This window comes from Vibrio sp. 10N.247.311.47 (assembly GCF_041467535.1).
In the GTDB taxonomy this organism is placed as follows: domain Bacteria; phylum Pseudomonadota; class Gammaproteobacteria; order Enterobacterales; family Vibrionaceae; genus Vibrio; species Vibrio crassostreae_C.
This window is the reverse complement of sequence record NZ_JBFSUR010000030.1, coordinates 35328-61965: the sequence shown is the minus strand read 5'-3', so window position 1 is coordinate 61965 and position 26638 is coordinate 35328. Positions and strand designations below refer to the sequence as shown.

The 26638-nt window shown below is 43.7% G+C and carries 23 protein-coding genes, 1 tRNA gene and 1 pseudogene; 11 read left to right on the top strand and 14 right to left on the bottom strand.

Annotated elements, in window-relative coordinates; translation table 11 throughout:
* Positions 1 to 16: 16 nt before the first annotated feature.
* The 4 genes from AB6E51_RS18495 to ybaK all read left to right on the top strand — a co-directional run bounded on the left by AB6E51_RS18495 (position 17) and on the right by ybaK (position 4412).
* On the top strand, positions 17 to 826 hold the full coding sequence (locus tag AB6E51_RS18495) for a SirB1 family protein (protein ID WP_017064164.1): 810 nt from the start codon (positions 17 to 19) through the stop codon (positions 824 to 826).
* 22 nt (positions 827 to 848) lie between these two features.
* Positions 849 to 1703, top strand: a complete 855-nt coding sequence (gene kdsA, locus AB6E51_RS18490) for a 3-deoxy-8-phosphooctulonate synthase (protein WP_017069619.1) — start codon at positions 849 to 851, stop codon at positions 1701 to 1703.
* 455 nt (positions 1704 to 2158) lie between these two features.
* The gene (gene ushA, locus AB6E51_RS18485; RefSeq protein ID WP_017064163.1) at positions 2159 to 3820 is read left to right on the top strand and encodes a bifunctional UDP-sugar hydrolase/5'-nucleotidase UshA; all 1662 of its coding nucleotides are present in this window, start codon (positions 2159 to 2161) and stop codon (positions 3818 to 3820) included.
* A gap of 118 nt (positions 3821 to 3938) precedes the next feature.
* Positions 3939 to 4412: a Cys-tRNA(Pro) deacylase gene (gene ybaK, locus AB6E51_RS18480; RefSeq protein ID WP_017069618.1), complete on the top strand. Its 474-nt coding sequence runs from the start codon at positions 3939 to 3941 to the stop codon at positions 4410 to 4412.
* 106 nt (positions 4413 to 4518) lie between these two features.
* Here ybaK and rluF read toward each other — a convergent pair whose 3' ends face one another.
* The 3 genes from rluF to AB6E51_RS18465 all read right to left on the bottom strand — a co-directional run bounded on the left by rluF (position 4519) and on the right by AB6E51_RS18465 (position 6721).
* Positions 4519 to 5652, bottom strand: coding sequence for a 23S rRNA pseudouridine(2604) synthase RluF (rluF, locus tag AB6E51_RS18475; RefSeq protein WP_017064161.1), 1134 nt, complete (start codon positions 5650 to 5652; stop codon positions 4519 to 4521).
* Between the two features lie 176 nt (positions 5653 to 5828).
* Positions 5829 to 6410 (bottom strand): DNA endonuclease SmrA, encoded by a 582-nt coding sequence (smrA, locus tag AB6E51_RS18470; RefSeq protein ID WP_372058794.1) that lies wholly within the window; start codon positions 6408 to 6410, stop codon positions 5829 to 5831.
* Between the two features lie 170 nt (positions 6411 to 6580).
* The gene (locus AB6E51_RS18465; protein ID WP_017062321.1) at positions 6581 to 6721 is read right to left on the bottom strand and encodes a DUF3149 domain-containing protein; all 141 of its coding nucleotides are present in this window, start codon (positions 6719 to 6721) and stop codon (positions 6581 to 6583) included.
* Between the two features lie 255 nt (positions 6722 to 6976).
* On the opposite strand from AB6E51_RS18465, the gene AB6E51_RS18460 reads away from it, so the two are divergent.
* Positions 6977 to 7053, top strand: a tRNA-Pro gene (locus tag AB6E51_RS18460).
* Positions 7054 to 7155: 102 nt separating this feature from the next.
* Here the strand turns inward: AB6E51_RS18460 and AB6E51_RS18455 are convergent.
* The 3 genes from AB6E51_RS18455 to AB6E51_RS18445 form a co-directional block, all read right to left on the bottom strand.
* Complete coding sequence (locus AB6E51_RS18455) at positions 7156 to 7824, bottom strand: LuxR C-terminal-related transcriptional regulator (protein WP_017064159.1); 669 nt, start codon at positions 7822 to 7824, stop codon at positions 7156 to 7158.
* 494 nt (positions 7825 to 8318) lie between these two features.
* Positions 8319 to 9176 (bottom strand): curlin, encoded by an 858-nt coding sequence (locus AB6E51_RS18450; RefSeq protein ID WP_102333664.1) that lies wholly within the window; start codon positions 9174 to 9176, stop codon positions 8319 to 8321.
* 85 nt (positions 9177 to 9261) lie between these two features.
* Positions 9262 to 9873, bottom strand: coding sequence for a hypothetical protein (locus AB6E51_RS18445; RefSeq protein WP_017064156.1), 612 nt, complete (start codon positions 9871 to 9873; stop codon positions 9262 to 9264).
* 313 nt (positions 9874 to 10186) lie between these two features.
* Here AB6E51_RS18445 and AB6E51_RS18440 point away from each other — a divergent pair, with 313 nt between their 5' ends.
* From AB6E51_RS18440 to AB6E51_RS18430, 3 genes are read left to right on the top strand one after another with little or no spacing between them, the layout of a single operon-like run.
* Positions 10187 to 10663, top strand: a complete 477-nt coding sequence (locus tag AB6E51_RS18440) for a curli production assembly/transport protein CsgE (protein WP_017064155.1) — start codon at positions 10187 to 10189, stop codon at positions 10661 to 10663.
* A 10-nt stretch (positions 10664 to 10673) separates the two neighbouring features.
* Positions 10674 to 11084, top strand: a complete 411-nt coding sequence (locus tag AB6E51_RS18435) for a curli assembly protein CsgF (RefSeq protein ID WP_102333662.1) — start codon at positions 10674 to 10676, stop codon at positions 11082 to 11084.
* Positions 11085 to 11100: 16 nt separating this feature from the next.
* Positions 11101 to 11937, top strand: coding sequence for a CsgG/HfaB family protein (locus tag AB6E51_RS18430; protein WP_050646260.1), 837 nt, complete (start codon positions 11101 to 11103; stop codon positions 11935 to 11937).
* Between the two features lie 84 nt (positions 11938 to 12021).
* Here the strand turns inward: AB6E51_RS18430 and AB6E51_RS18425 are convergent.
* Positions 12022 to 12445: pseudogene (locus AB6E51_RS18425) on the bottom strand (hypothetical protein).
* Positions 12446 to 12576: 131 nt separating this feature from the next.
* The gene (locus AB6E51_RS18420) at positions 12577 to 13455 is read right to left on the bottom strand and encodes a TraB/GumN family protein (protein ID WP_029235194.1); all 879 of its coding nucleotides are present in this window, start codon (positions 13453 to 13455) and stop codon (positions 12577 to 12579) included.
* A gap of 404 nt (positions 13456 to 13859) precedes the next feature.
* Between AB6E51_RS18420 and AB6E51_RS18415 the strand changes: the two genes are divergently transcribed.
* Together AB6E51_RS18415 and AB6E51_RS18410 are read left to right on the top strand one after the other, a co-directional pair.
* Positions 13860 to 16511, top strand: a complete 2652-nt coding sequence (locus AB6E51_RS18415) for a beta-N-acetylhexosaminidase (RefSeq protein ID WP_372058793.1) — start codon at positions 13860 to 13862, stop codon at positions 16509 to 16511.
* 533 nt (positions 16512 to 17044) lie between these two features.
* A complete protein-coding gene (locus tag AB6E51_RS18410; RefSeq protein WP_017064150.1) occupies positions 17045 to 17737 on the top strand; it encodes an oligogalacturonate-specific porin KdgM family protein in 693 nt (230 codons plus the stop codon).
* A 246-nt stretch (positions 17738 to 17983) separates the two neighbouring features.
* On the opposite strand, the gene AB6E51_RS18405 is transcribed toward AB6E51_RS18410, so the two are convergent.
* Both AB6E51_RS18405 and AB6E51_RS18400 read right to left on the bottom strand, forming a co-directional pair.
* Complete coding sequence (locus tag AB6E51_RS18405) at positions 17984 to 18424, bottom strand: DUF411 domain-containing protein (protein ID WP_017064149.1); 441 nt, start codon at positions 18422 to 18424, stop codon at positions 17984 to 17986.
* The gene (locus AB6E51_RS18400; RefSeq protein WP_372058792.1) at positions 18414 to 21218 is read right to left on the bottom strand and encodes a copper-translocating P-type ATPase; all 2805 of its coding nucleotides are present in this window, start codon (positions 21216 to 21218) and stop codon (positions 18414 to 18416) included. The genes AB6E51_RS18405 and AB6E51_RS18400 overlap by 11 nt, the downstream gene beginning before the upstream one ends.
* A gap of 305 nt (positions 21219 to 21523) precedes the next feature.
* On the opposite strand from AB6E51_RS18400, the gene gltX reads away from it, so the two are divergent.
* Positions 21524 to 22951: a glutamate--tRNA ligase gene (gene gltX / locus AB6E51_RS18395; RefSeq protein WP_372058790.1), complete on the top strand. Its 1428-nt coding sequence runs from the start codon at positions 21524 to 21526 to the stop codon at positions 22949 to 22951.
* An 84-nt stretch (positions 22952 to 23035) separates the two neighbouring features.
* Here gltX and AB6E51_RS18390 read toward each other — a convergent pair whose 3' ends face one another.
* From AB6E51_RS18390 to AB6E51_RS18375, 4 genes are read right to left on the bottom strand one after another with little or no spacing between them, the layout of a single operon-like run.
* Positions 23036 to 24259, bottom strand: coding sequence for a beta-ketoacyl-ACP synthase (locus tag AB6E51_RS18390; RefSeq protein WP_372058789.1), 1224 nt, complete (start codon positions 24257 to 24259; stop codon positions 23036 to 23038).
* A complete protein-coding gene (locus AB6E51_RS18385) occupies positions 24256 to 24981 on the bottom strand; it encodes a 3-ketoacyl-ACP reductase FabG2 (RefSeq protein WP_017062285.1) in 726 nt (241 codons plus the stop codon). The genes AB6E51_RS18390 and AB6E51_RS18385 overlap by 4 nt, the downstream gene beginning before the upstream one ends.
* Positions 24978 to 25442, bottom strand: coding sequence for a hotdog family protein (locus AB6E51_RS18380; RefSeq protein ID WP_017062284.1), 465 nt, complete (start codon positions 25440 to 25442; stop codon positions 24978 to 24980). The genes AB6E51_RS18385 and AB6E51_RS18380 overlap by 4 nt, the downstream gene beginning before the upstream one ends.
* A complete protein-coding gene (locus tag AB6E51_RS18375) occupies positions 25435 to 26634 on the bottom strand; it encodes a beta-ketoacyl-[acyl-carrier-protein] synthase family protein (RefSeq protein WP_229647681.1) in 1200 nt (399 codons plus the stop codon). The genes AB6E51_RS18380 and AB6E51_RS18375 overlap by 8 nt, the downstream gene beginning before the upstream one ends.
* Positions 26635 to 26638 lie beyond the last annotated feature (4 nt).

Sequence of the window (26638 nt, the reverse complement as noted above, 5' to 3'; positions counted from 1 at the left end):
TTTCGGTTAACTATCTATGTACGAATTTTTTGATGAAGACTTTGACCAGCTAGAGTTAGCTGAAGGTGCATTGATCTTAAATAAAGCGATTAACCCAGAAACTCAAGACAGTTGGGCAGAGCAAGAGCTGGCGAGATTGTTAAAAGACGCCGAGTTTGCTTTGGTTAATGAAACCGATGAACAGCAGAAGTTTGAATCTTTTATTCGACTATTCTTTTATGAATGGGGTTTTGCTGGCGATAAAGATGCGTATTTCTCTTCGGAAAACGCGTTCATCGATAAAGTGCTTGAGAGAAAGAAAGGCATTCCAGTGAGTCTGGGGGCGATCTTTCTTTTTCTAGGTCGCAAGCTAGGCTTTCCTGTAGAGGGCGTCTCTTTCCCGACTCAATTCTTACTTAAAGTAAGTTGGTACGGGCAAGCTGCAGCCTATATTAACCCTTATAACGGTGAGTATGTTGGCGAACAAACGCTGCGAGCATGGTTAATTGGCCATGATGGCCCATTAGCTAAGGTGAAACCTGAGCACTTAGAAGTCGCCGACCACCCAACAATTATTGGTAAGTGGTTAGCCCTGCTCAAGAGTGCACTGCTGCGAGAAGAGCGTTATACACTTGCATTGAAGTGTACTGACCTTGCTTTGACGTTTGTACCTGATGACCCATATGAAATCCGTGACCGCGGTTTTATCTATCAGCAGCTAGACTGTCACCAAGTAGCCGCAACCGATTATCAATACTTTATCGACCAATGCCCAGATGACCCGGCATCTGAGTTACTGAAATCTCAAGTGAACGTCATGAACGAAAAGACAGTGGTTGTTCACTAATTAATAATTATTTAGAGAGAATATGATGGAACAGAAAACAGTTCATATTGGCGATATGCCAATTGCTAACGACAAGCCATTTACGCTATTTGCAGGCATGAACGTTCTTGAATCTCGCGATCTTGCTATGCAGATCTGTGAGCACTATGTAAAAGTAACCGAGAAGCTGGGCATCCCTTACGTATTTAAGGCGTCTTTTGATAAAGCGAACCGCAGCTCAGTTCATTCATACCGTGGTCCAGGAATGGAAGAAGGTCTCAAAATCTTCCAAGAGCTGAAAGATACTTTCGGCGTGAAGATCATTACTGATATCCACACAGAAGCTCAAGCTCAGCCTGTTGCGGATGTGGTTGATGTAATCCAACTACCTGCATTCCTAGCTCGTCAAACTGATCTTGTTGAAGCAATGGCTAAGACTGGCGCAGTAATCAACGTGAAGAAGCCTCAGTTCATGAGCCCGAATCAAGTTGGCAACATCGTTGATAAGTTCGCTGAGTGCGGTAATGACAACATCATCCTTTGTGAGCGTGGCGCTTGCATGGGTTACGATAACCTTGTTGTGGATATGCTTGGCTTTGGCGTAATGAAGAAGTCTTCAAACGGTAGCCCAATCATCTTCGACGTGACGCACTCTCTACAAATGCGTGACCCATCAGGTGCTGCATCTGGCGGTCGTCGTGAGCAAACGGTTGAACTTGCTAAAGCGGGTCTTGCTACGGGTATTGCGGGTCTGTTCATTGAAGCTCACCCAAACCCAGACCAAGCTCGTTGTGATGGCCCATCTGCGCTACCTCTAGACAAACTAGAGCCGTTCTTGAAGCAGATGAAAGCACTTGATGACCTTATCAAAGGCTTTGAGCATATTGATATTAAATAATTGAGATGGATGTGAAGTAACGGAAACGTTATTTAACAAAGTTGATCTAAGAAAGCCCAGTTCTCTGAATTGGGCTTTTTTTTTATCTCGTAAAATCAGCCGAACATAAACCGTTCATTTAAAGAGTTGTTAACGTGGCGGGTTATTACCTAAGAAACTCTTATATGAGTGTTAGGTCAGTCCTGTTTGCAGTAAATTACTGATATTCATCACACTTTGTAAGTAAACGATTGCTTGTGATGCAGGGGAAGTTTGAGTGTAATCTCATAATTTTGTTACACTTAACTGTTGACCTATGCGTGACCAATTCGACATAAATATGAAATCGTCGTGTTACATCTAGAATGTTAATTTAAGATTAGTCATGTTGAAGTCTTATTGTTCGAACTCCAGGAAAGGGGTCGCAATAGATTATAAAAAGCAGTGGATTCCCTAAAAAGTTCAAAGGTATGACAATGAAGCAACGCCTTATTCTAAAGACAGCACTAAGTGCTGCAATTCTAGCTACTCTAGCTGGGTGTGCGTCTCAATCAGCTCATGATTGGAACCAAGACGAAACTTACAAGCTAACGATTCTTCACACAAACGATAACCATGGTCGTTTCTGGCAGAATAAATATGGCGAATACGGCATGTCTGCACGTAAAACGCTAGTTGACCAACTTCGTTCAGAAGTTGAAGCAGAAGGCGGTAGCGTGTTGCTTCTATCTGGCGGTGACATCAACACGGGTGTTCCAGAGTCAGACCTTCAGGACGCAGAACCTGATTTTAAAGGTATGAACAAAATTGGTTACGATGCCATGGCATTGGGTAACCACGAGTTTGATAACTCTTTAGACGTATTACAAAAGCAGATCGACTGGGCTAACTTCCCAATGCTATCTGCAAACATCTACGATAAAGCGACAGGTGAACGTAAGTTCCAAGCTTACGAGATGTTCGAAAAGCAAGGCATCAAGATTGCGGTTATTGGTTTAACAACTGAAGATACCCAAAAGATTGGTAACCCTGAATTTATCGCAGGCATCGACTTCCGTGATCCTAAAGAAGAAGCGAAGAAGCTAATCGCTGAACTTAAAGAAACAGAAAAACCGGATCTAATCTTTGCTGTGACTCATATGGGTCACTACGAAAATGGCCAACGTGGTGTTAATGCTCCGGGTGATGTCGCACTTGCTCGTTACCTAAACGAAGGCGATCTAGACATGATCGTTGGTGGTCACTCTCAAGAGCCTGTATGTATGGAAGGCCCTAACGTTGCGAAGAAAAACTTCAAGCCGGGTGATGAGTGTAAGCCTGACGTACAGAACGGTACTTACATCGTTCAAGCTCACGAGTGGGGCAAGTACGTAGGTCGTGCTGATTACGAATTCCGTAATGGCGAGCTAGAGATGGTGAGCTACGACCTGATTCCAGTTAACCTTAAGAAGAAAGTTAAGATCGACGGTAAGAAGCAACGTGTTCTTATTCAAGATGAAATCGCACAAGACCCAGAGCTACTTGAATTCCTACGTCCTTTCCAAGAGCAAGGTCAGGCACAGCTAGAAGTTCAAATCGCTGAGACAAATGGCAAGCTTGAAGGCGATCGTAACGTCGTTCGTTTCCAACAGACCAACCTAGGTCGTTTGATTGCGACTTCTCACATGGAGCGTGCAAAAGCAGACTTCGCTGTGATGAACTCTGGTGGCGTTCGTGACTCAATTGAAGCCGGTAATGTTACTTACAAAGATGTACTGAAGGTACAGCCTTTTGCAAACATCCTGACTTACACAGACATGACGGGTAAAGAAGTTCTGGATTACCTAAATGTAGTAGCGACTAAACCAATCGATTCTGGTGCTTACGCTCAGTTTGCTGGAATCTCTATGACAGTAGCGAACGGTGAAGTATCGAATGTATTCATCGGTGGCAAACAGCTTCGTCTAGACGAAACTTACCGTTTCACAGTACCAAGCTTTAACGCTGCTGGTGGTGACGGTTACCCTAAACTGTCTGATCACCCAGGTTACGTAAATACTGGTTTTGTTGATGCTGAAGTGCTGAAAGAGTACCTAGAAGCAAACAGCCCGGTTGACGTGAACAAGTACGCGCCTTCAGGCCAAATGGTTTACAAGTAATTGAATCCAAGCAATTGTATCAATAGGTGCTAAATTAGATTGACTCTAGCACCATGATAAATTTAACTAAAGCGACGCCTCGGCGTCGCTTTTTGTTTATCTATCGTTTGGATTTGTTATGACCCCAGCAATCAATCTCGCCAAGAAAAAGAAAATCGCTCATAGCGTGCATCAGTACCATCATGATGCCAATAATACGAACTATGGTTTAGAAGCCGTTGAAGCGCTTGGTCAAGATCCCAAACGTGTATTCAAAACGCTGTTGTTCTGCTTGAATGGTGTGGCGAAAGATTTGGCGGTTGCCGTTATTCCTGTCGACCAGAAGCTAAATCTAAAGCTTGCCGCTAAAGCAGCGAAAGGCAAAAAAGCAGAGATGGCCGATCCTGAGATTGCTCAGAAAACCACGGGCTATGTTGTTGGTGGCATTAGTCCGCTTGGACAGAAGAAAGCACTGCCTACCTTCGTTCATTCCAGTGCGACAGATTTTGAAACGATATGTGTGAGTGCAGGTAAGCGTGGGCTAGAGATTGAATTAGACCCAAAAGACTTAACACTTCTGACTCGCGGCCAGTTTGCTGATTTATGTTTATAGATTGTCGTCGTCATGATGATAAAACTATCGAATGACCAACAAAAACGCCCGCTAGACTAATCTAGCGGGCGTTTTTATATCGAGAGTCTCGTCTTACTGATTCAGACTACTTCTTCAGACCTAAAGTACCACCAACACGCTTTGGTGCAGGTTTGTTCGGTCTGTTTGAATCTTGGCTGCGGTTTGCCGGCTTCCCGCTTCTACGATCGGTATTATCGCGATCTGTGCGATTGCGATCCGAACGATTTCTATCTGAATTAGAACGCTCTGAACGAGAGTTCGATTTCCAGTTCTCGGTATTACCACCGCTTTCACCATTCGATGAATTGCGGCCACGCTTTGAATTAGGTGCATGACGGAATTCATCCGCATTGTTACCGCGGTAGGTGCGTGTACGGTTCTCATTTTGATTACGGCGCGCTGTTGAAGCTTGGTTCTCTTCACGGCTATCAAAAAGTTTCGCGTCAGTCGCTTTGCGAATGCGTTGACCTTTCGCGTTCATTTTTGACGCATCTTCCGTACTTACTGAGCCTTCACACATCGCTAAAATTTCAGTGATCTCTTCGTCGCTCAGGTAGCGCCATTTGCCGTTAGGAATACCGTCTAGTGAGATATTCATAATACGAACACGACGCAGTTTAAATACTTCATAACCGAGCGCTTCACACATACGGCGAATTTGGCGGTTAAGGCCTTGTGTTAGCGTAATTCGGAATGAGAACTTAGTCTCTTTCTCTACTTTACATGGCAAAGTGACTGTATCGAGAATGTGAACGCCAGCGCCCATTTGCTTCAAGAATTCCGTCGTAATCGGCTTATCTACACGCACCACGTATTCTTTCTCGTGGTTGTTACCTGCACGTAGGATCTTGTTTACGATGTCGCCGTCATTGGTTAGGAAGATAAGGCCATCAGAAGGCTTATCTAGACGACCAATCGGGAAAATGCGCTTGTGGTGGCCAATAAAGTCGACGATGTTGCCAGGAATATCACGCTCAGTCGTACAGGTGATACCTGTTGGTTTATTGAGAGCAATGTAAATCGGCTTCTCTTTTGAGCGAACAGGCTTATTGTCGATCTCAACATCATCACCTGGCAAGACTTTAGTACCCATTTCAGGGATCTTACCGTTAATAGTAACTCGGCCTGCATCAATCAGTTTATCGGCTTCGCGGCGTGAGCAAAAACCAGTTTCACTGATGTATTTATTAAGGCGTTTAGCTTGGGATTCTTGTGACATGATATTCTCTTAGCGTTTCACAACGGAAATGTAGATAAACAAAAAGCAACCTTTGGATAGTTGCTTTGAGTTGAAATTCGTTAACCGAGGTAATTTTAGCACTTGGTGTGAGTCTAGGCACGAAATATCGATCTTGATGCAAAATCGTTACTAGTCCATTTATCTATCTCAACCTATTAACTGGTGCGTTTTTGATGGCGCTCTCTGTTCTCTAGCTTTTTCTCATTACTCTTTCTGAGCATTACGTAGACTGCGCCCGTACCACCATGAAATTGCTGAGCAGAATGAACACATTGAACGTCGTTGATTTGCGTAAGCCAATTTGCCACGTAGCTTTTCATCATTGCAGGTGGATTCGAACGCTCACCCTTACCATGAACAATGATGGCGGTACGAACATCCATTCTTAAACACTGACGCAAAAATGAAAGCACTTCGTTACGTGCGTCTTTCAGTGTTTTCCTATGAAGGTCGAGCTTGGCTTGAATAGGGTATTTTCCTAGGCGCAGCTTTTTGTATACGCCTTCTTGTACACCGTCTTTTTTATAAGCAACAACATCGTCTGGCTTGATCATTGGCGAATAGTCTAATGATAAGTAGTCTTTCTCGTCGTCAGACAGCCACATAGCGGCTTCACGCTTAGCAAGGTGAGATTCGGTGACTCGGTGTACTTTCTGGTGTTCAGCGGTGTCATGGTCGATACGTTTAACATCGCCCATCATTTCTTGGAATAGATCTAAGTCATCATCATGAGACATAGTGTGTATCTCAAGTTGGAGAAGGATAGGGTAAGTATACCTAAGTTGAGGTTAGGTTTAAAAATGAAAAAACCGGAGAAGACAATAAGTCTGCTCCGGTGCAAAGCGTTTTGACATTTACTTATAAAGTAAAAGAATACTTAAAAGTAAATGATTTAGGCAGAGCGATTCTAGTGAGGAGATTTTTCAGTCATAACTTTGTATATGAAGAAGCCTCCATAAAACATCATGAGACCCAGAGCCCCGAAGATTACTATCATTGAAGATAGTCCCACCGCATTACCAAATAGGAGATCTAGCCAAAAGTCCATGTGTATACCTCAAAGTTATATGACATGGCTTAGTGTATTAACAAGCATTATCAATTCACTGATCTGGATCAATCCTGTTTCATAAGTTAAATACTTGTTGGTAACTGTGTGTTTTTCGTCACATCATGCTCGTTGTTGTATGTCTTTTGTTCGAACGATTCAAAATCGCAATAAATATGAGAAAAAGCCCTTGCGGATAAATTCAGAACCCGTATTATACGCTCCATCGACAGGCAATGAGCCAGTTAGATATCTCGGTGAATAGCGCAGCTTGGTAGCGCATCTGGTTTGGGACCAGAGGGTCGGGGGTTCGAATCCCTCTTCACCGACCACATTAAAGAAAGCCGTAGCAGAGATGCTACGGCTTTTTTGTATTTGGGATTTCTACATTCTAACTGCATTGACTGTTTATGGTTGAGGGCAGAGAGTTAGGTCTATTGGACAAACTCATTTGTCGCAACGTTGTTCTTAACCCAGATCAAAGCTTGTAAGCGATTCTTCACCTTGATCTTTTTGAATGTATTGTGAAGGTGTGCTTTAACTGTATTCTCACTGACATAGAGTGTGTCCGCAATTTGCGTGTTAGATGCGCCATCACCGAGTAGTTTGATGATCTGCTGTTCGCGTTTGGTCAGCTTGAGGTAATAAGGACTGGTTTTCGCGCACTGCCTCTCTCTGTAGAAGCTAATGTACTGGTAAATGAGCTTTCTACTCATCCACATCTCGCCTTGCAAAATGCAGTTAAAGCCGGCCACGAGCTTTTCAAGCGTGTCCGACGTATAAAAAATGCCGACAAGATACTGCCATTTAAGCATTTCAGAGTGCGGGAAATCGCCTGGTGTATTGAGTAGCACTTCATGGACATCACTTGCTACGTCATCTCTGAGCTCCTGGTATTTCTCAATGTATTGCTTACTCATTGTCGGGAAATCAATAATAATCAGAACTAAGTCATCGTTTTTTAGGGATTTAGCACTGAGCCTTTCCGGTGATATGAGTTTTATGTTCAGGTTAACTTTCTGTTCTATAGACTCTTTTAGTAGTATCGATTGTAAATTGTTCTCCGCAAGTAAAATGGCGTTATGAGCCTCCAGTTTAGCCATGTGGAACTCCTTTTCTTAACTCATTACTTGAACTTTAGGTGTTTTAGTTTAAAGCACGTATTGTTATTTTGCTAATTTTTAAAGCTAATTATTCATCAAATTTATGAAATTAATTTAATAGTATTGTCGAAGGTAAAATAATACTTAAGTAGAAAGAGGGAATTACCGAGATTTATGGTTTTATTTTATTGATTGTACAGTCTTTATGAATTTTCCAGATCCCCTTGTTTGGGTGAAGTTTTATAGTGGCAGGAAACTGATTTATATTAATAATCAACGTTGTAATACCACTATTCGTATTCTGGTTGAAATTAGAGTTGGTGTTCGTACTCAACGTTAATGAAGATGCCACACTGTTATTTATGGTCAGAATAAGACTTTTATTTTTTATCAGGCACTGTACTGAATTTAAATCAGAAGAAAATCCATTAAAATGGAAAGAAATAAATAAAACGGCGATCAACGCCGTTTTAATATATGCACTCTTTATCATATTAATTCTGATAAATTATACCGACATTACCAATTGCGCCATTACCTGAAACGAGAGCAGTATCATAAGAGGTTTGTTCAATCATAAATTGGTTTGAACTGCTGTTTGTTAAGCTAACAATGGCATCTGAATGAGATCCTGTTTGTAACGTGAATACTCGGTTATCGCTACTGCTCACGAGATCGATATCGACATAGTTATCGTCGCCACCACCAACATCGGTGTTGACTATCGTTTGAACATAGTTATTATCGCCGCTGATATCGATGTCTACATCATTATTATCAACACTCGCGTTACTAAACTCGGTATAGGTTGTATTGGAGTTACCAGAGACATTCACATCAGCTTCATTGTAGTCAGCACCACCTAGAGCATTGACGACAGAGATGTTCTCGTTACCCACTTGTGTAACTCGTAAATCATTGCTTCGACCATAAGGTTGAACTGTAATTTGGGCTTGGTTACTAACACCATCTTGATCAACCCAGGCGTTGTTGTTTACATAGCGTAACTTAACGTGAGCTTCATTGAGATTGCCATCTTGTTGAACCACTACGTCAGAGTTATAGCTAGCATGTGTGTCAACTAGTGCAACATGCCCATCAGTAACACCAGACGTGTTCTGGTTAATGGTGACATTGGCATTATCGCCACTACCCATTTGCCAAACGGCAGTATTATCCATCGCTAAAGGTTGAATACCGGCTACTGTCGATGATATGCCAAGATCGGTTGTTCCTTCTATTGTCCCCAACGCTGGCTCAGAGGCTGGAAAAGGAGCAGGTAAATTATCTGCGTATGCTGCATTAAAGCCCAGAATAGCACCGACTATAATTCCAATTTGTGTAACTTTCATAAGTTGTATCCTTATACATTTCCATGTCGACTATGTTGTTACTTCATCGAGAAGCAACGGTGAATCAAGCTTTCCATACTGCGCGCTAATTGGCTTGATTGATGTGAATTCTCATTGAGCTAGACGCTTTCACTAAAGCAAAGTCGTTGCCGTCTTGAGAAATTCCTAAATTACTTCTTCCAGAACCAACCAAATAAGCAGTATTGCCATTGCCTTTTTGGTCAATGCTCAGCTGACTACTCTGTCTTGAGAAGTTAGCTTGTCCGATAACTGCTAAATTGTTATTCCCGTCTTGGGAAATAAGCGCTTCAGAATTTACTCCGAGTTGCCCAATTGCGGCATCGTTATTTGAACCATTCTGGTCTATTAAGGCGGTATTATTGCGCCCTGTTTGACCAATGTATGCGGAGTTAGAACTTCCGCTTTGCGTTATCTTCGCTCTGTTGTTCGCGGTAATACCAGGACTGCGTTGCTTTATTATTGCTATTGAATCAGTAGCATTAGATATATTTAATTCTGAATAATTATCTAAATCTCCAGAAGAGAAGCTTTCTAAATAATTATAATCATTGACTATATCTTGATTAACATTATGTAAAAAATCCCCTTCTATATCTGACGCGATAGCATTATTAAAACCTCCTGATAAAAAATATAAACAAGTTAAGCTGATAAGTGATGCTTTCCCAATTACCATCATCTTTACCTTAAAGTGTTCGTGATTATGATCCCTACGAAAATAAACTGCGTAGGGAATGAGTGAACCTTTGTCTTATCGAAATCCTAGGCCTTGAATTTACGAACAGCTATAAACTTAAAGTTGAAAATATTTAGTTGTTCATATGAAATTTAATTAGTATTTGACCGAATCCTACCAACCTTAGTTAATCAATTCCCTTCAGTAATTAATTCGAAAGTTTATATATGCCACTGTAAGCATGAATTACGCTTTATTCAGTTTCAACGAATCACATTCTCATTTTGTAAATAGACTTTGAATGGGAGCACATATGAAAATCAAGCTGCTTACAATAACTCTGCTTTCCTTTGCTCTTCATGCAGAAGAAAAGAGTCATGGTCTTGAAAATGCTGCTCCTTTAGAAAATGGACAAAAACTTGAGGACTCGACAAATAATCTTAAGGAAAAATTCAATGACTTCAGTGAAGTCGATGGAATCATTGTGGACAGAACCATTACGCGGTTGGGAGAGGATTTCTATTTTTTCTTCTCGCAATCGCTCAATGATAGTTATCCCGACCTTAAGGAAAATTTGACGGTAAAAGAAAGGCCAACGGCGTTATCAGGAAGCATCATAGAGGTTCAACACTCTAGAAAACCGATCTTCCGTACGGCGTTGTCCCCTGGTCGTAGACAAGCGAAAGAACGCGCTGCCGATGCAACACGAGTGGTTGGGAATTACATCATCCGATGGCAAGCGGAACGGATCTTTCAGGACACTTACGATCTAGACCATGATGAATTTTAAGGAGCCAAGGATGTCGATATTTTTCAGAAAGGCCGCGCTCATTGCGCTGATAGTTTCGCCTTCGGTTTACTCAAGCGAATTAGTTTATACGCCCGTAAATCCAAGTTTTGGCGGAAACGCTTTAAACAGTTCTCACCTTTTTAATCACGCTAATGCTATCAATGATTATGAAGACCCAAGTGCAAGGGATATCTTTGATGAGCAAGAATCAGCCTTAGATCGTTTAGCGTCTAGTTTAGAGTCCCGTTTAATTAGCCAATTGCTTGCTGACGTGGGTAATGGAAACACGGGGCAGTTGGAAACTGATGATTTTTTCCTGAATATTGTGGATGATTCCGGGACTTTGTTGGTTCAAATCGTCGATAAAGAGACTGGGGAATCAACAGAAATCAGTGTTTCGGGACTAAACCCAGACCTCTAATCACAAGGATTGTGTTATGAAATCGATCATTATCGTCTTCTTGACCTTTGTGTTGGGAGGGTGCACTTACTCTATGCAAATTCCAGAGACTTCTGAAACGCCAAAACTGATGCCGAGAGGATCGACTTATACCGATCTTATCTCATTACCTCAGCCTCGCGGGAAAATATTGGTCTCAGTTTATGACTTTAGAGATCAAACAGGCCAATACAAGCCTCAGCCAAACAGTAACTTTTCCACAGCAGTGCCACAGGGTGGGACGTCTTTATTGACGACAGCACTTATCGACTCTCAGTGGTTTGTACCTCTGGAGCGTGAAGGGCTCCAAAACTTATTGACTGAACGTAAGATCATTCGAGCGGCTCAGAAAAAAGATAAGGTCGTAAATAATCATGGGGCAGACTTGTCGTCTTTGAGTTCCGCTAACATCGTCATCGAAGGCGGGATTGTGGCTTATGACTCGAATATCGTGACAGGCGGTGCGGGTGCTAAGTATCTTGGGATCGGTGGTTCTGGACAATATAGAACGGATCAAGTCACTGTGAATTTAAGAGCCGTTGACGTTAGAACCGGGCAAGTTCTATTGAGTGTCACCACCACTAAAACTATCTCTTCACACGAGATTGGGTTCGGCGCATTTCGATTTGTTGATTACAAAGAACTGTTGGAAGTTGAAATGGGCTATAGCCAAAATGAACCGGTCAATATTGCTGTGATGTCTGCTATTGATGCCGCGGTGATTCATTTGATTGTGAAAGGAATGAAGCGTGGAATGTGGTCGCCGGGCGATCCGAATGCATTAGAAAATCCGATTATCGCACGTTATTCCGAAGCGAGTACAGACATACTTTAAGCTACCGAGTAAGCAGCAAAATAGGGCTATGCGGAAAACGGACCTTTCCCTTAGCCCTGTTTTTTTCTTCAAGCAACTCAATGATCAATTCACATCGCACGTAATATCTTTTATCGGTGTTTCCGAGGTAACAAAACAAACATACGCTTCCGCTGGCTTATTCGGGCCTATTCGAATGTAACCTGCCTTTATTTCATCTTCATCAAACGTCACCGAGTGAGAACTTCCCGTTTGGTTGTCGTAAAAGTTTGCTTCAAAATTGTTGTTCATTTGGCTTGCGATACGGTTTCGTGTTGTAGATGTTGTGAACGTAATATTGGCGCAGCGCATCGGTGGTTTCTCTGTAATGAGAAATTGCCCACTTTCTTTATCTATCACGCCCCCCCTTTGTATCTGGCTGAATGTCGATAGCTTGAAATTGTTCTACCGTACAAGTTTCTTTGGCTGAGGCTATTGAGGGCATCAGCATCGTGAGGGCTAAAGGGAAAGCAAAAAGTACTGGTTTCATTAGAACAACGCCATAGGTAAAAAGAGCGAAAGATAATAGCACTGCAATGGTGCTATTAAATGTAAAGATTCTGTTATTAAGGAAATGCTTTTATAACGAAAACAAAATGAGGTTGAGCATCGTTAGCTTTTTTAGCTAGTCTCAAATTGACATTGGGCTGATTGGCTTTGTGATTGCTGAATGACACTGAAGCCTTTCTTTTCTAATAACTGTATAAGGTTACCTTCTCCAATTAGGTGCAAGGTACCAACTACTATCATGTAGTTCCCTTTAGTCTTAAGCTTCCAATCATTGGAGGATAGTTTGTTTGCCCAGTCTATGTTGCGATCGGTTAAGAATGCTTTCTCAAGTTCAGGCGACATCTCTGACAGTTCTGAGAAGGCTTCCAGCTTCGCTAAATCACCCGCTTTCCAGCTTTCAATCAGGCAATGAACCACGCGATCAGTTTGGTCAAATTCTTCAAGGCTACTGACTAACCACTCTTTACCGTCGTCCTTTTGTTTTGTCATCAGGTCTATTTGGAATTGCAGAGGCTCCAAACTGATAACCGGAACATCTTGGGTAGTCGCTTTGTTCGCTAGCGTCGCATCAACGCCGCTGGCGGAGCCATAACCAAGGTTTTTTAACTGCTGCATTTGTATGGAGAGAGAAGTTGCCCAAGGCGGTGAGCGAAGCAGTTGTTGCGTCGGCATGCCCAATGATTTTGATATGTCGGTTAATAATTGCAGCTGTTCTGTATTGAGTACATCGGCAGTCGTGAGTTTGTTGCGGGGATATACAACGCCATCAGACTTTCTGATATCCGTTTCGATAATTAAGCCATCACTGTTTTTTAGCGCGTCGGTGATCGCCGAAGGAAGGGGGTACATACTCTCGTCTCCAACGTGCACTGAACCTAAGATAGTGAGTGTCAGATCATCCTTTTGTGCTTGCCAATAAAGGGGCTCGGCGACCGCTTGCCTAGCTGAAAAAGCGAGAACGAATAAAACCATGTACCAGAGTGGACGCAAAGGGAGCTCCTTAAGGAAGTATTAAACTCGTTAAAATCGATTTTGACGATGTTTTTTAACGGTTTTTTTTGAGAACAATGTCACGTTGTTTGTACGAAAAGTATAACAATACGCTGAAACTCTAAATCCTTTCTGACTACCAATGACACGATTTTATGAAATCGGTAAAAAAGATTGTGATTCATTTCTCAAATTTTACGTCAAAATTAAAATGACGGAAGTGCCGTTGCTTGTAACTTGATGATTTTATTTAAATTAAATTTATCAATATTTTTGAGATTTGAAGCCGATCACTTTATTAGCTCGATTTAATTCACGGTAAAAAATAAGCCCATATAGTTTATCTAACTTTCGAAGCGCTCCATTTTGCTTCTTACTCAATTTTTAATTTATGGGTGAATACGATGTTGAAGAGAAACTTACTATCTGTAGCGGTATTGGCTGGCCTAACAGGTTGTGCAGTAACGCAAGCACCAGAACAAAAAGTAGTGAATGCACTGGCTGATAATCTTGATGTTCAGTACGAAATTCTAACTAATCATGGTGCGAATGAAGGCTTGGCTTGTCAGGACCTAGGTGCTGAATGGGCGTCATGTAATAAAGTGAACATGACGCTAACCAATGACGGTGAAGCGATTGACTCTAAAGATTGGAGCATCTACTTCCACAGTATTCGTCTTATTTTAGATGTTGATAATGAGCAATTTAAGATCACTCGCGTTACTGGTGACCTTCACAAGCTAGAACCTACTGAAAAATTTGACGGCTTTGCGGCTGGTGAAGAAGTGATTCTTCCATTAACCAGTGAATACTGGCAACTGTTTGAAACTGACTTTATGCCAGGTGCATTCGTGACGGCGCCAAACGCAGAACCTAAGATGATTGCATCATTGAATACAGAAGATGTTGCATCGTTCGTAACTGGTCTAGAGGGTAATAACCTTAAGCGTACGCCTGATGATAATAACGTAATGGCGACAGCGGTGACGCGTTTTGAAAAGAATGCTGATCTAGCAACTCAAGATGTATCAACAACGCTATTGCCAACGCCAATGTCGGTAGAAGCGGGTGAAGGTTCTGTAAGTATTGCTGGTGGTATTGCTTTACCAAACGACGCATTCGACGCTGATCAGTTCGCTGCAATTGAAGAACGTGCAGATGTGGTAAACGTAGATGTGAGTGGTGACCTTCCTGTAAGTGTTGCCGTTGTTCCTACTCAGTTTACGGGTGATTTAGCAAAATCTGGCGCTTATGAACTAAGCATCTCGGAAGAGGGGATTGCAATTAAAGCGTTTGATAAAACGGGTGCTTTCTACGCAGTTCAGTCTATTTTTGGCCTAATAGATAGTCAGAACGCTGAATCATTACCACAACTGTCAATTAAAGATGCGCCGCGCTTTGATTATCGTGGTGTGATGGTGGACGTTGCTCGAAACTTCCACTCAAAAGATGCCATCCTAGCAACGCTAGATCAAATGGCGGCATACAAGATGAATAAACTGCACCTTCACCTAACGGATGATGAAGGTTGGCGTTTAGAAATTCCAGGTTTACCAGAGCTAACGGATGTAGGGTCTAATCGTTGTTTTGATTTGGATGAACAAAGCTGCTTACTGCCTCAGCTAGGTTCTGGTCCAACAACAGACAACTTTGGCTCTGGTTTCTTTAGTAAAGCGGATTACGTCGAGCTCCTAAGCTACGCTAAAGCGCGCAGCATCGAAGTTATCCCTGAAATTGATATGCCAGCACACGCTCGTTCTGCTGTGGTATCAATGGAAGCACGTTACACTCGCCTAATGGCGGAAGGTAAAGAAGCGGAAGCGAACGAATACCGTCTGATGGATCCACAAGATACATCGAACGTGACGACCGTTCAGTTCTACGACAAGCAAAGCTTCATTAACCCATGTATGGAATCGTCGACTCACTTTGTTGATAAAGTGATCTCTGAAGTGGCAGCAATGCACCAAGAAGCGGGTGTTCCGCTAACGACTTGGCACTTTGGTGGCGATGAAGCGAAAAACATTAAGTTAGGCGCTGGCTTACAAGATATTAATGCAGAAGACAAAGTGGCATGGAAAGGTAACATTGATTTATCTAAGCAAGATCAGCCGTTCCAACAATCTCCACAATGTCAGTCATTGATCGCTGATGGTACTGTAAGCGATTTCGGTCATCTACCAAGCCACTTCGCAGAACAGGTTTCTAAGATTGTTGCTGAGAAGGGTATTCCCCACTTCCAAGCATGGCAAGATGGTCTGAAATACAGCGAAGGCGAGGAAGCATTTGCGACCGAAAGTACACGCGTGAACTTCTGGGACGTTCTTTACTGGGGCGGAACTTCATCAGTATACGATTGGTCAGCAAAAGGGTATGACGTTATTGTCTCTAACCCAGACTACGTATACATGGATATGCCATACGAAGTTGATGCAGCTGAGCGTGGTTACTACTGGGCAACACGTGCAACCGATACTCGTAAGATGTTTGGCTTCGCACCAGAAAACATGCCACAAAACGCAGAAACATCATTAGACCGTGATGGCAATGGTTTTACTGGTAAAGGTGAGGTTGAAGCGAAACCTTTCTACGGTCTGTCAGCTCAACTTTGGTCAGAAACAGTACGTACTGACGAGCAATATGAATACATGGTGTTCCCTCGCGTATTGGCAGCAGCAGAGCGCGCATGGCACCGAGCAGATTGGGAAAACGACTACAAGGTTGGTGTTGAATACTCTCAAGAAACTAACTTAGTGAATAAGCAAGCGTTGAACAGCGACTTTAATCGCTTCGCGAATATTCTTGGTCAACGTGAGCTAGCTAAGCTAGAAAAAGCGGGTATTGATTACCGACTACCAGTTCCAGGTGCGAAGGTTGTTGACGGTAAGCTAGCGATGAACGTTCAATTCCCAGGTGTAGAGCTGCAATACTCTGCTGATGGCGAAAACTGGCTAACATACGATGAGCAACAACGTCCATCAGTTTCTGGTGAGACTTACATCCGCTCTATTTCAGAAAGTGGTGAGAAAGTAAGTCGAGTGACCTCAGTTAAATAATCGATAAGCACTATTAGTAGAAGAGCTCCTGACCTTTATCTTATTCAAGATAAAACGGGAGCTCTTTTTGTTTACTGCGAATTAGGTGCATATCCAAAATTGAAACATATAGAAATCGCCTTTGGTCATATCATCAACAATGCACATAAGGTGACTTTAATCCCAAAAGTGACGCGCTTCTCATTATTCTCTTCAAAAAATAAGCCCCCTGTAAAAAACTCTAAATCAGATGTGATTCAACTATCTAGATCTAATTTTTCTTCGTGAAATAACGTGATCCCGATCTGTATATTTTTCCATCTTAAGTTTTTTATCAATTTTTATGTTTTTAAGTTGTTGATTTTAAAGTTTTAAATAACTTGTCTTTTTTTGATAGTGAGAGGGATCACTCTGCTGTCCCTTTTATTTTTAAACGCGAATTAATTCGAGCAACATAGATTTCATGCCAGGGAGGCTACCAACTACTCAAGCGGTGAAGGTGAATGATGTACCGAAGATGTGCCGCTGAAAAAATTAAACTAAGGCAGTTTACTATGAAAAAAATTATCGCTCTAAGTGCTCTTTCTCTTGCTTTCGCTTCTAGTGCTTTTGCTGGTTCTTCTTACGTAACGGGTAACATCCAAATTCATGACGATGGCCGTATCCACGGTTCTGACATGACTTCTACGCTAGAAGCTGGTCACACGTTTGATAACTCTCTAGGCGGTTTCACGGTTTATTCTGAGTTTGATGGTATCCAACTGGGCAAACTTGAATCTGAAAATGGCGGTGCAGGTAATACTACTCCAGGCATCACTGTAGGTGGTGAGCAATCTTTCAACATCACTGACAACCTATGGGTTGCTGCGGGTTACCAACATCTATTCTCTGCGGGTGAAAGCATTCAGTTCCGTCCACTAGTTAAGATCGGTTACAACTTCGACAACGGCATCTCTATTAGTAACCGTACTCGTGCACACATCGATGATACTTCAGCTAATGCTGACACAGACTACCGCATGGATAACCGCATTGCTTACACAGTGAATGCTGACCTAGCGCTTAGCTACAACAACGTATACATGATTGATGCTGAAGCGATGGACCACGAGTTACGTGCAACATGGACTCGTCAAGGCGTTCAACCTTACTTTGAGTTCCGTAGCCAAGCTAACGGTGTAGATTTCGCAAACGGCGATTCTAAGCAGAACAACGCATTCGTATTCGGTGCTTCTTACGGCTTCTAAGCTGATTCGCTTGGTTGCTTAGTCTATTAGATTATTAGCCGAGTGAGCTTCTTCGCTAAATAGCTTGCTAGCTAATTAGCGAGGGGAACATAGCGGTACTAACAGCCCGGTTGGTGCCGCGACAAGATTTGCTTTACTGTCCAAAAGCAAAGAGCCTAGCAAGTAAACCACAGTCTTGGGATTACTGAATGCTAGGCTCTATTTTTATGACTTCTTTTTATTGCTGTGTGTTGGTCTGTTTAGGTTCTATTTCCCGTTGTAGTGACGGTATTCAAACACCTGACCTTTTTCATTAAACGCATACACAGAATACTCGTCTTTCTTATCGCCATATTCCATGCCTGGCGAACCCATTGGCATACCCGGAACCGCTAAACCAATCGCATTACGTGGTGGGTTTTCTAGAAAGGCTTTAATGTCATCTGCTGGAATGTGTCCTTCAAATACGTATCCGTCGATCTCTGCAGTGTGGCAAGAGGCTAGCTCTTGTGTTATCCCTAGTTTCTGCTTGATTGGGTTCATATCATCGTGGAGCTTCTCAGTAACATCGAACCCAGCATCTCGCATATGTTCAGTCCATTCTGTGCAGCAGCCGCAGTATGGAGATTTGTGGTTTAGAACATCAGTAGCTAAAGCTTGTCCTGAGATTGCAGCGAGTGCAGTAAGAGTCATAATTTTACGAATCATGGTTAACCTCATGAATATGGTTTTTATTAATATTAGAATGAGTTGGTTTGAACAATCTCAGCCTGTTGGCATTGCTTACTACAGTAATTGACGACATCGCCATCGCTGCCCCTGCAACTACTGGACTAAGCAGAAATCCGAAAAATGGGTAAAGCACACCGGCCGCGATAGGAATACCAAGCGAGTTGTAGATGAAGGCACCAAATAGGTTTTGCTTCATATTTCTCACGGTCGCTTGAGATAGCTCGATCGCGTTGCTTACTGATAATGGCGATGAGTTGAGTAGCGTCATTTGCGCACTTTCAATCGCGACATCACTGCCACTGCCCATTGCTATGCCTATATCTGCTTGAGCAAGTGCAGGCGCGTCGTTAATACCGTCTCCGACCATGGCAACACTCTTATATTGCTGTTGCAGCTGAACAATGTGTTGAGCTTTCTGCTCTGGAAGCACTTCTGAAATCACTTCGTCGATACCGACGTTTTTACCTATAGCTTGAGCTACAGAGTCGTTGTCGCCCGTTAATAGCACAGTGTGAATTCCGGCGGATTTTAGTTGAGCAATGGCTTGTGTGCTATCTATTTTTAATGCGTCTGAAATGCCTAATATGCCTACCAGTTTTTGGTCGATGACTACGAAGATTGGCGTCCATGCTTGTGTACGGCAAAGTTCGATAAAGTCACGGCCTATTTGAGTATCAACACCAAGTTGGGTTAGGTATTTAAGAGAGCCGACTTGGACGTGTTTTCCGTTAATGTTGGCTTGTACTCCAAGGCCTCGGCGGTTTTCAAAGTCGCTGTGTGGGAGTGCTGAAACTTCTAGGTTTTCGGCATACTGACAAACGGCTTTCGCAAGTGGGTGTTCTGAACCGACTTCAACCGAATAGGCGTAAGCCAGCAGTTCTTGTTCTGATAGGTTGTGATAAAACGCCTGCTGAACGCTTGGTTTGCCTTGGGTTAGAGTGCCTGTTTTATCAAACACGACAGCATCGATTTTGCTGGCTGATTGCAACACATCGGCGTCTTTGATTAGAACACCAAGCTCAGCGGCTTTACCTACGCCGACGGTAATAGAAAGCGGAGTCGCTAGGCCTAAGGCACACGGACAAGCGATGATCAGCACGGTAGTCGATACCACAAGCATATAACTTGCACTTGGTTGTGGGCCAACAAAAAACCAAACTAGGGCGGCAACAGCTGCGATCGCGACCACAACGGGTACGAACACGGCAGAAATAGAGTCGGCTAGTTTCGCAATCGCAGGTTTGCTGCTTTGTGCTTGGCGAACCATTTGAATGATGCGTGCCAACATAGTGCTTGAGCCAATTCCTGTCGCTTCAATAACTAAGCTGCCATCACCATTGATAGTGCCCGCTGAAACGCCATCACTCATCGATTTAACGTTGGGAAGTGGTTCACCGGTCAACATGGATTCATCGATGTAAGACTCACCCGATACCACAACACCATCAACTGGCACTTTCTCACCCGGTTTGACGCGTACTTGCATGCCTACTTGGATAGCTTCTACAGCAATAGTTTGTTCTTTGCCATCGACAATCACCACCGCTTTTTGAGGTTGTAGGTTAATCAAAGCTTGTAGCGATTTTGTAGTGCGAGCTTTGGCTTTGGCCTCGATGTAGTGACCCAAAGAAATAAGGCCAATGATCATCGCGCTCGCCTCAAAGTAGACGTGGCGAGATGGTTCTGGAAACCATGATGGAATCAGCACAACCAACATTGAATAGAACCATGCTGCGCCTGTACCTAGAGCGACTAAGGTATCCATGGTCGCGCGCTTATGCATGAGAGACTGCCAAGCATTGGTGAAGAAGCTACGACCTGAGGTAGCAAGCAGTATCAAACAAACGACACCAACCAAGCCCCAAGCCAGTTGATCGTTAAATGTGGCAATGGTCATGCTGCCACCGAACACACCCCATGCCATCAGCGGCGCACCGATTACCAACGCGCTTACTGAGTTTCTAAGGAAGGCTTGTTGAGTACGAAGTTGCTGTTCTTGTTGTTTTTGCTGTTGAGTCGCTGCATCGTCGACAAACTCAGCGCCATAACCAGCAGCTTTCACCGATTCTATTAGAGCGTTTTCAATGATGTCTCTTGTTTGAGAGGTGAAAACCAAGGCAGTTTGTTCGGCAAGGTTGATCTGAGCTTGGTCGACAAACTCATTCTTTTTCAGTGCTTTCTCTACCGAAGAGACACAACTCGCACAAGTCATCCCCTCAAGAACAAGGTGATAGGTATATTGGCTAGCTGCGGTTTTATCTTCACTCTTTTTATCTGCTTGTTCGTCTTCTAAATCTGAACTCGATGAAAGGTCATTCGTTTCTGAGTAGGGAGCTGCGTGGTAACCCAGGCTTTCGACCAGCTTAATCACCTCAGACTCAGAAAGCAGAGTAACCAGTGATAATTCCTGTTTGCTGACTTCTAGGTTTAAGGCTTGCTCAGTTTGTTCAAGCGCTTTAGTCAGTTTGCTCACACACTTGCCGCAACTCAGACCGGATAGCGAAAGGTGCAGCTGATTACCCATAGAATAGCCAAGCGTTGCTAACTGTTCGTTGAGCTGAATGTAACTAAATGGAGTCGAAATATCGATGTAGGTCGGCGATATGTCATTAATCATCGTGCTGTCGAGATCGCTAAACAGTGTGCGAACTTTCTTCGCGCAACCCATGCAATTTAGGCCGTTGAGCGCCGTTGTGTAGTAGTTCATATCGATACTCCAATTCTCATCTACGCCTAACATAAACCTTCCCGTAAGGGTAAGGTCAAACATAAATTCAAGAATTTGATCTTAGTGGTGCATTAGCTGGTGGATTCAATTTGGGAATGAGAGAGGGGAATAAAGAATGTGCGACTATAACCTACAGGCTAATTAATACCATCGATTTGCTACTTTGAAGACGTAATTAGTCTTTCAATAACAGCTTTCGTACAACAACAGTGCATTAATCATTCACTACTGATTGTAGATTTAAGCGGTGGTGATAAAATAGCGCCCAAAATTTAGTGATATTTTTCTATTACAGACTTTGTATTAGACCCCACTAAAAGAATCACCTACATAATCAAGGTATTTAAATGACGGTTAAAACTCGTTTTGCTCCTAGCCCAACTGGCTATCTTCACGTTGGTGGTGCACGTACTGCACTTTACTCTTGGCTATTCGCTAAGAACCAAGGTGGTGAATTCGTTCTACGTATCGAAGACACGGACCTTGAGCGTAACTCTCAAGAAGCGGTTGATGCAATTCTAGAAGGCATGCAATGGATGGGTATGGAATGGGATGAAGGTCCTTACTACCAATCTAAGCGTTTTGACCGTTACAACGAAATGGTTGATAAGCTACTTGCTGAAGACAAAGCATTCAAATGTTACGCGTCTAAAGAGTTGCTTGACGAAATTCGTACAGAGCAAGAAGAAAACAAGGAAATGGCTCGTTACGATGCGAACCACCCTAAAATTGTTGCAGCAAACAAAGCAGCAAAAGAAGGTGATGCGTGCGTTATCCGTTTCCGTAACCCTAAAGAAGGCAGCGTAGTATTTGATGACCAAATTCGTGGTCGCATTGAAATTTCTAACAGCCAACTTGATGACCTAATCATTCGTCGTACAGACGGCGCTCCAACTTACAACTTCGTAGTTGTAGTGGATGACTGGGATATGGGTATTACACACGTTGTTCGTGGTGAAGATCACATCAACAACACACCTCGTCAAATCAACATCTACGAAGCACTAGGCGCGCCAGTTCCAACTTTCGCTCACTGTGCAATGATTCTTGGTGATGACGGTGCGAAACTTTCTAAGCGTCACGGTGCTGTTTCTGTAATGCAATACCGCGATGAAGGTTACCTACCAAATGCACTGAACAACTACCTAGTTCGTTTAGGTTGGTCTCACGGTGACCAAGAGATCTTCTCTCAAGAAGAGATGATTGAGTTCTTCAGCCTTAAAGCAATCAGCAAGTCTGCATCTGCATTCAACACTGAAAAGCTACTTTGGTTGAACAACCACTACATCAAGACTTCTGAGCCTGAGTACGTTGCAAAATATCTGCAATGGCACCTAGACGCACAGAAGATCGATACAACAAATGGCCCAGCGATCACTGAAGTGATCAAGCTAGTTGGCGAGCGTTGTAACACGCTTATCGAACTTGCTGAGCAATCTCGTTACTTCTACGAAGATTTCTCTGAGTTTGAAGCTGGCGCAGCGAAGAAGCACCTACGTGGTGTTGCTAAAGGCCCACTAGAGCTTGCGCTTGCTAAGGTTGAAGCGCTTGAAGATTTCACGACTGCAAACATCAAAGACGGTGTTATCGCAGCAGTATGTGAAGAGCTAGAGATCGGCATGGGTAAAATCGGTATGCCACTTCGCGTAGCAGTAACAGGCGGCGGTCAGTCTCCTTCTGTTGATGCAGTGATGGAGCTTGTTGGTAAAGAGCGCGTAATCGCTCGTATCAAGATGGCTCTTGAGTTCATCGCTGAGCGTGAAGCTAACGCTTAATTTGAGCGATTGATAGAATCAAAAAAGGGTCAGTAACTTGGTTACTGGCCCTTTTTATTTACTTAGCGTTTTATGTAGCTAAGCTTAGACTTTCTTGAAGATGATAGAGGTGTTGATTCCACCAAAAGCAAAGTTGTTGCTCATCAAGTATTCAACATCCAATTCGCGACCTGAGCCCGTGATGTAATCGAGCTTGCCGCAGCGTTCGTCGATGTTCTCAAGGTTTAAGGTTGGGCTGAACCAGCCGGAATGCATCATCTCCAAGCTTAACCAAGCTTCAATTGCACCACACGCACCAAGCGTATGGCCAAAGTAACTCTTAAGAGAGCTGATTGGTACTTCACCAAAGATATTCGCTGTCGCGTTACTCTCTGCAATATCACCTTTTTCAGTCGCAGTACCGTGCGCAGAAACATAGCCAATCTTCTCAGCTGGAAGTTGTGCGTCTCTCAATGCTTTCTCCATACAGATTTGCATGGTTTCCATCTGAGGTTGAGTCACATGAGCCGCATCACAGTTGCTCGCAAAACCTATGATTTCTGCGTAGATCTTTGCGCCACGAGCAACAGCATGTTCGTACTCTTCAAGGATCAGGGTTCCAGCGCCTTCGCCGATAACCAAGCCATCACGCTCGCTGTCGTATGGGCTAGGGGATTTCTTGGGTGTGTCGTTTTTTAAACTGGTAGCGAAAAGGGTATCGAAAACGGCAGACTCAGTTGGGCATAACTCTTCACCACCACCGGCAACCATTACGGTTTGGTAACCATGCTTGATCGCTTCATAGGCGTAACCAATGGCTTGGCTTCCTGAAGTACAGGCGCTGCTGGTGGGAATCACGCGGCCACGCAGACCAAAGAACAGACCTACGTTTACCGCGGCTGTGTGTGGCATCATCTGAACGTAAGTCGTTGCGGTGATCGCTCGTGTCGACTTCTCGTTCAGCATTACTCCGAAAGCACCAACCGCATCGGTACTGCCAGTTGAAGAGCCGTAAGCGATACCAGTTTCGCCATTGGTCAATACATCGTGACCAATTAAGCCGGCTTGCTCCAATGCATTCTCAGTCGCAACGGTAGCTAGGCGTGATACACGGCCCATGCCACGCACTTGCTTACGCTTGTAGTGTTTAGGCAGTTGGAAGTCATCAATAGGCGCGGCAAGTTTTGTGTTGAGACCATCATATTGCTCGAAGCTTGGCATATATTGAGTCGCATTTTCACAGGCCTTTAGCTTAGGCTCTATCTGTTGCCAGTCGTTACCAAAAGCAGTAACACCAGACATTCCAGTTACAACAACGCGGCGGGTCATACTAAGCCTCCATTTACTGAAATCACTTGGCGAGTTACGTAGCCTGCAATATCAGACATTAGGTAGCTGACTAGGCCGGCTACTTCTTCCGGCTCACCCATACGGCGCAGTGGTACTTGAGGAAGTGCATGATCTTTCACGTGCTCGTCAACCATACCTGTGTCAATTAAGCCAGGAGCGACACAGTTTACCGTGATCTTGCGTTTTGCGAGTTCTAGAGCAAGAGACTTAGTTGCGCCAATCACCCCCGCTTTTGCTGCAGCATAGTTAGTTTGACCACGGTTACCCATAATGCCGGATACCGACGCTAGAGTGACGATACGGCCACCTTTACGCTTTTGAACCATAGGCATTACACAAGGGTGAAGTACGTTGTAGAAGCTATCTAGGTTGGTATGGATCACACCATCCCACTCTTCTTCCGTCATCGCGGGGAATGCAGTGTCACGAGTAATGCCCGCGTTGTTCACTACACCATAGTAAGCACCATGTTCAGCGATATCAGACTCAAGCTTTTCGCGACACTCGCTTCGTTTGCTGATATCAAATTGAATAAGACGTCCAGCGCCACCCAGTTCGGTGATCGACTTTAGCGTCTCTTCAGCACCTTGCTTGTCACCCATGTAATGAACGGCGATTTCAAACCCGTCTTTCGCGAGTTGAATAGCGATCGCTTTACCAATACCTTTACTGGCACCAGTGACTAAAACCTGACGGCTCATGATGGGCTCCTAGTTTTCATTTCTTGTAATTTTTGTTCGGTCGGCACGTAGACGTTGAGTTGGCATTGAGCCACTAACTCACCTCGGTCTTCGACTCTTGCGGTAAACACAGCCATACCGCTGTCTTCCATCATCTGTTCGGCGTAGATATCAAGGGTCTGACCTTGAGTAAACTCATCACACAGTGATTTATAGCGACGAGAGCCGAGTAAGAATCCGATTGGGGGCGTGGTGCCGTTTTTAAGTGCGTGATATCCAGACCATGCCGCTACAGACTGCGCCATAAACTCGATTCCAACATATGCTGGTACCGTTTGAGATTCGGCGTCAAAGAACAGATTATGGTCACCAATATCGACCTGACAGTGGATCGACAACGCCTCTACGCTGATAGCACGATCGATTAATATCATCGGATCATCGTGAGGGAGAAGTTGGTCTACAGAAGGGATATCAGTCATTTACTACACCAAAAATCAGGCTAATGTTGTTGCCACCAAAAGCAAACGAGTTGCTTAAGATGTTCTTTGCTTTAAGTTTCTGTGAACAGTTTACCAAATCAATCTCAATATCTTCAGCTTTATCCTGACATTTTTGTAAGGGAAGCGGTAAGTCATATTTCAAAATATGCCACGCAATTGCAGCCTCAATCGCACTTGCTGCGCCTAGAGTATGCCCGGTCAGCGGTTTGGTAGAACTGACGGGAACCTTGTTTGCAAAAATACGATGAATGGCTTTACTTTCCATCGAGTCATTGAGTGGCGTTGCTGTACCATGTGCATTGATATAACCAATGTCTTCTGCGTTTAACTGTGCAGAATGTAACGCTTTTTTCATTGCTTGTTCAGCACCATTGCCTTCAGGGTGAGGCGCTGAAATGTGGTGTGCATCAGAGCTGTCACCACAGCCCAATAAGGCAATGTTTGACGTGTCTTGTGCTGCATTAACACTGGCTAGTTTTGTTCTGCTGAGCAACATAAATGCCGCCGCTTCGCCGATATTGATACCATCACGAGAGGCGCTAAACGGCTTACAATGTGTTGTTGAGAGTGCTTCTAGGCCATGAAAACCGTTGAGTGTCAGCTTACATAAGGTGTCCACACCACCGACTAATACAGCATCAGCCATGCCTGAATCTAGCAAACGTTGTGCAGTGAGAAACACACGACCACTGGATGAGCAAGCCGTAGATATGACGTAGTTTGGCCCCGTTAATGCGCAATACTGGCTAACGAACTCTGAGGTATCACCAAGCTCTTGTTTTGAGTAATGGTAATCTGCTGGAAACTCGCCGTTTGCCAATTTTTGTTTGAAGACTGCTTCACCATCGGAGATCCCAGATGTGCTGGTGCCAATAACAACAGCAATTCTATCTGCGCCAAACTGAGATTTGGCTTGCTCGATAGAATCTTCAATTTGGTGAAGAGCCGACAGCGCCAGTTGATTGTTGCGAGTGGCGTATTGCGTAAGATCTGAAGGAATCGGTGGTAGTTCACCCGCGATCTGACCAACGACAGTGTGTTTACCATCGTTCAGCATATCGTGCACTTCGACCATATTTGATTCACGCTCGTCTTTTAGACAGCCATGAATATCGGCAATCTCTGAGCCTAGCGCTGAGTGGAAACCACAGTCTTGGATGTAAATAGGCATAGTG

Bases quoted from the DNA above. Each gene is read 5' to 3' on its own strand.
- AB6E51_RS18445 (WP_017064156.1), bottom strand. From the start codon at position 9,873: ATGGTAATTGGGAAAGCATCACTTATCAGCTTAACTTGTTTATATTTT.
- rluF (WP_017064161.1), bottom strand. From the start codon at position 5,652: ATGTCACAAGAATCCCAAGCTAAACGCCTTAATAAATACATCAGTGAA.
- AB6E51_RS18455 (WP_017064159.1), bottom strand. From the start codon at position 7,824: ATGGCTAAACTGGAGGCTCATAACGCCATTTTACTTGCGGAGAACAAT.
- AB6E51_RS18405 (WP_017064149.1), bottom strand. From the start codon at position 18,424: ATGATTCGTAAAATTATGACTCTTACTGCACTCGCTGCAATCTCAGGA.
- AB6E51_RS18410 (WP_017064150.1), top strand. From the start codon at position 17,045: ATGAAAAAAATTATCGCTCTAAGTGCTCTTTCTCTTGCTTTCGCTTCT.
- AB6E51_RS18450 (WP_102333664.1), bottom strand. From the start codon at position 9,176: ATGAAAGTTACACAAATTGGAATTATAGTCGGTGCTATTCTGGGCTTT.
- AB6E51_RS18385 (WP_017062285.1), bottom strand. From the start codon at position 24,981: ATGAGCCGTCAGGTTTTAGTCACTGGTGCCAGTAAAGGTATTGGTAAA.
- kdsA (WP_017069619.1), top strand. From the start codon at position 849: ATGATGGAACAGAAAACAGTTCATATTGGCGATATGCCAATTGCTAAC.
- smrA (WP_372058794.1), bottom strand. From the start codon at position 6,410: ATGTCTCATGATGATGACTTAGATCTATTCCAAGAAATGATGGGCGAT.
- AB6E51_RS18440 (WP_017064155.1), top strand. From the start codon at position 10,187: ATGAAAATCAAGCTGCTTACAATAACTCTGCTTTCCTTTGCTCTTCAT.
- ushA (WP_017064163.1), top strand. From the start codon at position 2,159: ATGAAGCAACGCCTTATTCTAAAGACAGCACTAAGTGCTGCAATTCTA.
- AB6E51_RS18415 (WP_372058793.1), top strand. From the start codon at position 13,860: ATGTTGAAGAGAAACTTACTATCTGTAGCGGTATTGGCTGGCCTAACA.
- AB6E51_RS18400 (WP_372058792.1), bottom strand. From the start codon at position 21,218: ATGTTTGACCTTACCCTTACGGGAAGGTTTATGTTAGGCGTAGATGAG.
- gltX (WP_372058790.1), top strand. From the start codon at position 21,524: ATGACGGTTAAAACTCGTTTTGCTCCTAGCCCAACTGGCTATCTTCAC.
- ybaK (WP_017069618.1), top strand. From the start codon at position 3,939: ATGACCCCAGCAATCAATCTCGCCAAGAAAAAGAAAATCGCTCATAGC.
- AB6E51_RS18495 (WP_017064164.1), top strand. From the start codon at position 17: ATGTACGAATTTTTTGATGAAGACTTTGACCAGCTAGAGTTAGCTGAA.
- AB6E51_RS18430 (WP_050646260.1), top strand. From the start codon at position 11,101: ATGAAATCGATCATTATCGTCTTCTTGACCTTTGTGTTGGGAGGGTGC.
- AB6E51_RS18390 (WP_372058789.1), bottom strand. From the start codon at position 24,259: ATGACCCGCCGCGTTGTTGTAACTGGAATGTCTGGTGTTACTGCTTTT.
- AB6E51_RS18380 (WP_017062284.1), bottom strand. From the start codon at position 25,442: ATGACTGATATCCCTTCTGTAGACCAACTTCTCCCTCACGATGATCCG.
- AB6E51_RS18435 (WP_102333662.1), top strand. From the start codon at position 10,674: ATGTCGATATTTTTCAGAAAGGCCGCGCTCATTGCGCTGATAGTTTCG.
- AB6E51_RS18465 (WP_017062321.1), bottom strand. From the start codon at position 6,721: ATGGACTTTTGGCTAGATCTCCTATTTGGTAATGCGGTGGGACTATCT.
- AB6E51_RS18375 (WP_229647681.1), bottom strand. From the start codon at position 26,634: ATGCCTATTTACATCCAAGACTGTGGTTTCCACTCAGCGCTAGGCTCA.